Source organism: Longimicrobiaceae bacterium, assembly GCA_035936415.1.
Lineage (GTDB): Bacteria > Gemmatimonadota > Gemmatimonadetes > Longimicrobiales > Longimicrobiaceae > JAFAYN01.
The window spans coordinates 1-6994 of sequence record DASYWD010000359.1; the positions used below are offsets into that span (position 1 = coordinate 1).

Genomic DNA, 6994 nt, shown 5'->3' on the forward strand with positions numbered 1-6994 from the left:
GGACCCGCTGGCGCGCACCGCGGGCAACGCGCAGCCCTGGGTTGGGCTCGCCTCCGATCCGGCGGACGCCGCCGCGGCGCTCGCCCGCCTGGACCTGCTGCGGAGCGCCGGGCTCGAGGGGGAGTGGAAGGAGGAGCTGGACGCCGTGCTCCGCAGGCTGGACGGACGCCCGGTGGCGCTCCTCGCCCTGGCGGAGGGGCTGCGCGACCGCGGCCACACCGTGGAGGCGATCCGCCTGGGGCGCCGCCTCCTGGAGGCCCGCGGCGGGCGCTGGGACGGCCGGCTGCTGCGGGTGGTCTTCCCCCTTCCCTACCAGGACGTCCTGGAGGAGGAGGCGCGCGCGGCCGGGGTGGACCCGGCGCTCCTCGCGGCGCTGGTGCGGCAGGAGTCGTCGTTCAACCCCGTGGCGCGCTCGCGGGTGGGCGCGCGGGGGCTCGGGCAGATCATGCCGGCCACCGGCCGCTGGCTCGCCCCCGGCGTGGGGATCCACGACTTCCGGGAGAGCCACCTGGACGTGCCGGAGGTCAACCTGCGCATGGGCGCCCGGTTCCTCCGCGACCAGCTCCGCCGCTACGACGGCGCGCGCGACCTGGCGCTGGCCGCCTACAACGCCGGGCCGAGCCGTGCGGACCGCTGGCGGCGCGAGCTGGGGTACGGGGGGGACGTGGACCGCTTCCGCGAGCGGATCCCCTTCGCCGAGACCCGCCACTACGTGCAGGTGGTGCTCCGCAACGAGGCCGTGTACCGCCGCCTCTACGGCCGCGACCGCTCCCCGGGGCTCGTCGGCGGCGACTGACCGTCGGCGTCCCTCTCCGGCCGGCGTCGGTTGACCTCGCCGGCCTCCGGTTGTAAACTGGCCCACGGCCTTCCCGATCCACTGCCTCACCGGCCCGGGAGGGCCGGACCCGGACCGCCCGCCCGCCGCGGGGACCGCCGCGTCCCCGCCGTGCCCACCGCTCCGAGCCCGCGAACGCAGCACCAGCTGTCATGCCAGCTCCACGAATCCTGCTCCTCGTTCCGCTCGCCGCCGGGCTCGCGCTCGGTCCGGCCGTGGCAGAAGCACAGACGCTGCGCGGGTCCCGGACCTCCGTGGACCGGGCGTACCGCAAGGCGCACGACCACGAGCTGACCTTCTTCACCACCGGCTCCGGCGTACGCTCCGCGGTGAGCGCCGGCCGGCTGGTGCGCCTGCAGGGCGACGCCAACTACCGCCTTCACGAGGTCAGCTACCCGTACGCGCTCCCCGCCACGGCCACCTTCGTCACCCGCCTCGCGGCCCAGTACCGCGCCCAGTGCGGCGAGAAGATGGTGGTGACCAGCGCCACGCGACCCAAGTCGTTCCGCCTCAGCAACAGCGTGGACCGGTCGGTGCACCCCGCCGGGATGGCGGTGGACATCCGCAGGCCGGCCAGCGCCCGGTGCGGTGCCTGGCTCCGGGAGACGCTCCTCTTCCTCGAGGGAAAGGGAGTGATCGACGCAACCGAGGAGCGCAACCCGCCGCACTTCCACGTGGTGGTGTTCCCGGAGCCGTACCTGCGCTACGCCGGGGGCGCGTCCGCCGCGCAGCCGAAGTCGGCGAAGGCGGGAGCCCCGGCGAAGCGCACCGGTGCCGCCGCGCAGCCGAAGGCCTCCGCGCGCACCCACAAGGTCCGCCGGGGGGAGACGCTCTGGGACATCGCCCGCCGCCACGGAACCAGCGTGGACCGGATCAAGAAGGAGAACGAAATAAGCTCCTCCCGCATCCTCGCCGGCCAGGTCCTGCAGATCCCCCTGGACTGAGCGGCGCCGTCCGCGCTCTCCCCCGAGGCCCCGGGCGTCCCCCGGGGCCTCCGCGTTTCTGTCCCCCGCCGGGGACAGGACGGAGGCCCGGAGAATTCCCGCGAATCACACAAACCCTTGTACGCCAACACCTTGCAATCGCGGCGCAGGCGGTTCCGCGAGTGGCACCGCTGTTGCCCCTCCCGGGAGCGTTCCCAGGTGGTTCCAGCAGCAAGGAGTTGCGCATGAGCACGAGGCTTCGGGGGATGATGCGGGCGGCGCTCGCCCTGGTCCTGTTGACGGGCGCCGGATGCGGACCGGGGATCATGGAGGACGTCCTCGAGGGCGTCGTCTACCCGGACCGGTATCCGGACCGACGGGACGACCGCCGCGGGTCGTACCGGGACGAGATCCGGGGCGAGGTGAGCGGCGTGGACACCCGCAACCGGCGGATCCACGTGCGGGAGAGGGACGGCCGCGGGGTGACGGCGTACTACGACGGCCGGACGCGGGTGGAGCACCGCGGCAGGGACTACCGGGTCTCCGCGCTGGAGCGGGGCGACGAGGTGTCCATCCGGGTGCGCCGCGACGGGCGGCACCTGTACGCCGACCACGTGTACGTGCGGGAGAGCGCGCGCGACCGCGGTGGGCGGGGGCGGGACCGCGACCGCGGCCGGGACGAGCGCCGCTACGTGGAGCGCGTGGAGGGGCGGGTGCAGAGCATCAACCAGGGGCAGGGCCGCATCCAGGTCCGCGACGAGCGCGGCGGGCGCGTGGTCGTCTCGCTCCCCCGCGACGCGAGCCGCGGGACGTGGGAGCGGTTCCGCCGCCTCCGCCGCGGCGACTACGTCCGGATGGACGTGGTGCCCACGGGCCGCGACCGCGCCGAGCTGTACCGGTTCCGCTGAGGCGGCCCGGCCGCGGGCCCATGGACCGAACAGGGAGACTCGCACGATGAAGCGTTCCGGCCGGACCCTCCGCTGGGCCCTCCTCCTGGGGCTGGTGCTGTCCGTCCCCGCATGCCTGGCGGCCGCCGCCGGTGCGGGTGCCGCGGGGGCGATCGCGTGGACCCAGCGGGGGGCGTCGTCCACCGTGGCCGGCTCGGTGGGCCAGGTGTACGAGCGGACGCAGGCGGTGTTCGCCGAGATGGGGATCACCCAGACCGGCCAGAGCTCCGACAGCCAGGGGGCCGAGCGCTCGCTCCGGGGCACGCGCGGCGAGCTGGACGTCACGGTGGCGATCGAGCGGGAGACCGACTCGACCTCTCGCGTGGAGGTGTACGCACGCAAGAGCGCGGTGGAGTGGGACCGGAGCTTCGCCCGCGACGTGCTGGCCCGCATCGTGAGCCGCCGCTGACGGCAGCCGGGTAGGGACGGAAAACGACGAGGCCCGGGCATCTGCCCGGGCCTCGCTGCTTTGCTGCTCCGCGGGGCAGAGGGGTCATACCGAATCCGGATGTATCGCGAGTGGTCGGCGGGGGGAGGCTCCTCGGGCGGTGCGACACCCGAAGGGACTCGCCAGAGCACTCGCCCGGCCGATGGAGCGAGAGGTAAGTGCAGCGCGGGCTCACACAGACGCACCGCCTGCTGAGCCTCCCCCCACCTCCCGATCACCCTCTCCGGCCTACCCGGTTTGGTATCAGGCCGCGGCCACGGCGGCCGCCTCCGCGCCCCGGCGCTTCAGCTCCACCTCCCGCAGCCGCCCGCCGACCCAGGCGTACGGCATGACCAGGAGCAGCGAAGCGAAGTGGAACCAGGCCGGCGCGGTTTCCCACATCGCGAGGGTGCCGGCCACGTTGAAGGCGAGCCCCAGGACCCCGAGCACCAGCGCGTGCAGCATGGGGCGCCCCGGCGCGAGCCGCGCGGCCAGGTAGCAGCCGGTGACGGCGAAAAGTCCCACGTACCCCATCATCAGCAGGAGCACCGGGACGTCGTCCACGCGCCCGGATGCATCGAAGGCCCCGGGAAGCGCGGCCCTCAGCACCACGTCCGCGCCCAGGGCGAGGCCGCCGATGAGGACGAATCCGACGAGGATGGCGGCGAGGCTCCTGAGCATGGCGGTCTCCGGGGCGGGAGCGGGAGCGGGGTGCGCCTGGGCGCGGGGAGGGCGATCCCAAGTTAGGGAGCGGAGGGTGCAGGTGCAAACCTTTCGCTCCGGGGGATAGCCCCCGCTACGCCCCGGGCGCGCTCCGCACGCGCATCCCGGCGCGCAGGTGCACGGGACCGTCCGCCGGGGCTCCGTCCACGACGCAGCCGGAGAAGGCCACCGGGAGCCCGCCGGCGCGGAAGAAGTCCGGACCGTCCTGCACCTGGAAGTGCAGGTGCGGCTCGGTGGAGTGCCCCGAGTTTCCGCAGAGTCCCACCACCTCGCCGCGCCGGACCGGGTCGCCCGGGCGGACGCGGACGCTCCCGGGGACCAGGTGCGCCAGGAAGCTGTGCTCGCGCCCGGCGTGGCGGATGGCGACCCAGTTGCCGCGGAAGTCGGCGGCGAGCCAGTCCACCCATCCCGTCCCCGGCCGGGGCGCGTCCCGCACCCCGTCGCGCACGGCGACCACGGTCCCATCGGCGGGGGCGAGCACCGGCCGCCCGTAGGCGTGGTAGTGCTCCGCCCGCGTCCCCGCGCCCGAGTGCCGCCGCCCCTCCGCGTCCGCCACCACGAAGTCGTAGGCGAAGCGCTGCCCGGCCAGCTCCCAGGAGTGGGAGGTCTCCGGGGTCACGCCGCCGTTCATCACCAGCCACTCCCCCTCGAAGGGGAGGGTGTACTCCGTCTCCTGCCGGTACGCGGCCGGATCGGAGACCACGCGCTGGCGTGCGGCGCCCTCGCCACGCACCTGGCGAACGACCTGCGCGAGCTGGAGCGGGTTGAGACACCCGAGCGCGGTCGAGAACTCGGCGCGCAGGACCAGCCCGGAGGCCCCGTAGCGCCGCGCCGGCTCTGGGAGCGGGAGATCGGGGTGGACGCCGGCCGCCTCTCCGGGTGGCTCCTCCCGCTGCGCCCGGCGTCTGCGGATCCACCGGGCCGCGTCCACGACGAGCGGCGCGACCAAGAAGAGCAGGAAGACGCGCAGGAACGCGGGCGCCCCGGTGAACGCGGGGAGCAGGCCGACGAGGCCGAGGAGCCAGAGAGCGCGCGCGGCGCGGTCGATCCGCACGGCGCCTCAGCGGGCGCGGCGGCGGCGCCCGCCGCCCGGCGAGACGTCGATCAGGAGGGCGACCACCAGTCCGACAATGGCGGCCGGCCCCCACTCGCCGCCGAACCAGTGCTGCACGGCGGAATACCAGAGCAGCGTCGTCGGCAGGAACAGGAAGCCGAGGACCGGCCAGAGGGGCGTGTCGAACATCCCCCGGAACCAGTCGGTCAGGAGCCAGAGCCCGAGGATCAGGCCGCGGGGGACGAGGAGTGCGAGGACGACGGCGAGACACGGCATTCGCGGGCCTCCGGTGGCGCGGGGTTCACGGCGGGCGCCGACGGCGCCGCTCCTCCCCCCTACGTGGACGCCGCCACGCGCGTTTCGCGAACCCGCGGACAGGAGAAAGGGCGCCCGACCGGAGAGGCCAGGCGCCCTGCGGAAGGCAGTTGCGTGAGGGATGCGAGCCCGTCAGGGGCGAGACCCGGGGCTGTTTCCGGGGCTCGCCTCCGTTGGACACGGTCGTATCGTGTCCTACGGCGCCGCAGCCCGGCCCCCGCGCCCGCGGGGGACACGCCCGAACCAGCCTGTTCAAACCAAAAACCTCAGTGGCGCACGTCCACCACCAGCCGCGCGGGGTTGGACAGCTCCTGCACCCGGTAGCGGCTCGGGGAGCCGACCCCCAGCACCCAGGTCACGTCCGCCTCGAAGTCGCAGGTCAGCTCCAGCTCCTTGAGCGCCGGCATGCCGAGCTTCCACTCCCGGTGGGTCACGGTCGCCTGCCCGGCCTCCGTGTGCGCGCGGGCGGGGGTGGTGCGCACCTGCAGCCACCCCTGCCCCGCCACCTGCGTGGCGTCGCCGGAGCCGCACTTCCGCACCGGGCTGTCCACGTACTCCAGGTGGTACCCGGGAACCCTGTCCCCCCCGAACTCGAACACCACCCGGTCGAACCCCGCGTGCCTCCCGGTCCGCACCGTCCGGAGCGTCGCCGGGCGCATCCCCTCGCGCCGCACCGACACCGTTCCCGCGGTCCACTCGCCGGGGCGGGCCGTCGGCGCCTGCGCCTGCCGCGGCGGGGCGGACGGCTGCGGCGCCGGGCGCGCGGTGTCGGCGGTGATGCGCAGGGAGTCGGTGTTGGGCACCCAGGGACGCCGGTCCATGGGCTCCGGCGGCGGCCGGAGGACCGAGTCGCGCGGGGCCGCCACAGGCTGCTGCGCCACGGACGCGCTGTCCGCGGGCCCGCCCTGCGGCTGCGGCGACACGCACGCCGCGGCCAGGATCACCGCCCCCGCCCCCACCCACCCGGACATGGCCGTCATGGTCACCCCTCTGCGTGGTCGGATGCCGCGGGGGTGAGGATCCGCTCCCCCCTGGCGTACACGTTGAAGCGGTTCTCCCGCAGGAATCCCACCAGGGTCATGCCCGCCTCGTCCGCCAGCTCCACGGCCAGGCTGGACGGGGCGGACACCCCGGCGAGGACCGCCACCCCCGCGCGCGCCGCCTTCTGCACCAGCTCGAAGCTGAGGCGCCCGCTCACCAGTAGCACCCGGTCGGCGTAGGGAAGTTCCCCGGCGAGGAGCCCGGCGCCCACCAGCTTGTCCATGGCGTTGTGCCGGCCCACGTCCTCCCGGGCGCGCAGCAGCTCGCCCGCCGGGGTGAAGAGCGCCGCCGCGTGCAGCCCGCCGGTGCGCTCGAACACCGCCTGCGCCTCGCGCAGCTTCGCGGGGAGGGCGAGGAGCGTCGCGGCGGACACGGCGGGGCCGGGGCCGACCGGCGCGCAGCCGTCGCCGCGGACGGCCTCGATGGAGGCCTTGCCGCAAACGCCGCAGCTCGACGTGGTGTAGAAGTTCCGGCGGAGGGAGTCCGGGTCGAACGAGGCGCCGGGGGCGAGACCGACGCTGACGACGTTGTATTCCTGGGGACCGTCCAGCTCCACGTCCACGCAGTAGCGGATGGCGGCCACGTCCGCCGGGCCGCGCACCACGCCCTCCGTGAACAGGAACCCCGCGGCCAGCTCGAAGTCGGCCCCCGGGGTCCGCATGGTGACGGAGACGCGCTGCGCCGGCTCGCCAGGGCGGCCGAGCCGGATCTCCAGCGGCTCCTCGGTGG

General features: G+C 74.9%; 9 protein-coding genes. 4 read left to right on the forward strand and 5 right to left on the reverse strand.

What is annotated here, in order from left to right:
* From VGR37_14565 to VGR37_14580, 4 genes are all read left to right on the forward strand, one after another.
* A partial coding sequence (locus VGR37_14565) for a lytic transglycosylase domain-containing protein (GenBank protein ID HEV2148624.1) occupies window positions 1–796 on the forward strand: 796 nt, incomplete at its 5' end.
* A gap of 191 nt (window positions 797–987) precedes the next feature.
* Window positions 988–1779, forward strand: a complete 792-nt coding sequence (locus tag VGR37_14570; protein ID HEV2148625.1) for a DUF5715 family protein — start codon at window positions 988–990, stop codon at window positions 1777–1779.
* A gap of 224 nt (window positions 1780–2003) precedes the next feature.
* Entirely contained in the window at window positions 2004–2666 is a 663-nt protein-coding gene (locus VGR37_14575; protein HEV2148626.1) for a hypothetical protein, read from the forward strand.
* Between the two features lie 46 nt (window positions 2667–2712).
* On the forward strand, window positions 2713–3114 hold the full coding sequence (locus tag VGR37_14580; protein HEV2148627.1) for a DUF3568 family protein: 402 nt from the start codon (window positions 2713–2715) through the stop codon (window positions 3112–3114).
* 282 nt (window positions 3115–3396) lie between these two features.
* Here VGR37_14580 and VGR37_14585 read toward each other — a convergent pair whose 3' ends face one another.
* The 5 genes from VGR37_14585 to fdhD form a co-directional block, all read right to left on the reverse strand.
* Window positions 3397–3813 carry a hypothetical protein gene (locus tag VGR37_14585; protein HEV2148628.1) on the reverse strand — a complete coding sequence of 139 codons (417 nt, stop codon included), beginning with the start codon at window positions 3811–3813 and terminating at the stop codon, window positions 3397–3399.
* Between the two features lie 115 nt (window positions 3814–3928).
* Window positions 3929–4909, reverse strand: coding sequence for a M23 family metallopeptidase (locus tag VGR37_14590; protein HEV2148629.1), 981 nt, complete (start codon window positions 4907–4909; stop codon window positions 3929–3931).
* A 6-nt stretch (window positions 4910–4915) separates the two neighbouring features.
* The gene (locus VGR37_14595; GenBank protein HEV2148630.1) at window positions 4916–5185 is read right to left on the reverse strand and encodes a hypothetical protein; all 270 of its coding nucleotides are present in this window, start codon (window positions 5183–5185) and stop codon (window positions 4916–4918) included.
* Between the two features lie 305 nt (window positions 5186–5490).
* Complete coding sequence (locus VGR37_14600) at window positions 5491–6204, reverse strand: hypothetical protein (protein HEV2148631.1); 714 nt, start codon at window positions 6202–6204, stop codon at window positions 5491–5493.
* 2 nt (window positions 6205–6206) lie between these two features.
* A partial coding sequence (fdhD, locus tag VGR37_14605) for a formate dehydrogenase accessory sulfurtransferase FdhD (protein ID HEV2148632.1) occupies window positions 6207–6994 on the reverse strand: 788 nt, incomplete at its 5' end.

What these genes read in the sequence shown, in the direction of transcription:
- VGR37_14570 (HEV2148625.1), top strand. Translation starts at nt 988, where the DNA reads ATGCCAGCTCCACGAATCCTGCTCCTCGTTCCGCTCGCCGCCGGGCTC.
- VGR37_14575 (HEV2148626.1), top strand. Translation starts at nt 2,004, where the DNA reads ATGAGCACGAGGCTTCGGGGGATGATGCGGGCGGCGCTCGCCCTGGTC.
- VGR37_14580 (HEV2148627.1), top strand. Translation starts at nt 2,713, where the DNA reads ATGAAGCGTTCCGGCCGGACCCTCCGCTGGGCCCTCCTCCTGGGGCTG.
- VGR37_14585 (HEV2148628.1), bottom strand. Translation starts at nt 3,813, where the DNA reads ATGCTCAGGAGCCTCGCCGCCATCCTCGTCGGATTCGTCCTCATCGGC.
- VGR37_14595 (HEV2148630.1), bottom strand. Translation starts at nt 5,185, where the DNA reads ATGCCGTGTCTCGCCGTCGTCCTCGCACTCCTCGTCCCCCGCGGCCTG.
- VGR37_14600 (HEV2148631.1), bottom strand. Translation starts at nt 6,204, where the DNA reads ATGACGGCCATGTCCGGGTGGGTGGGGGCGGGGGCGGTGATCCTGGCC.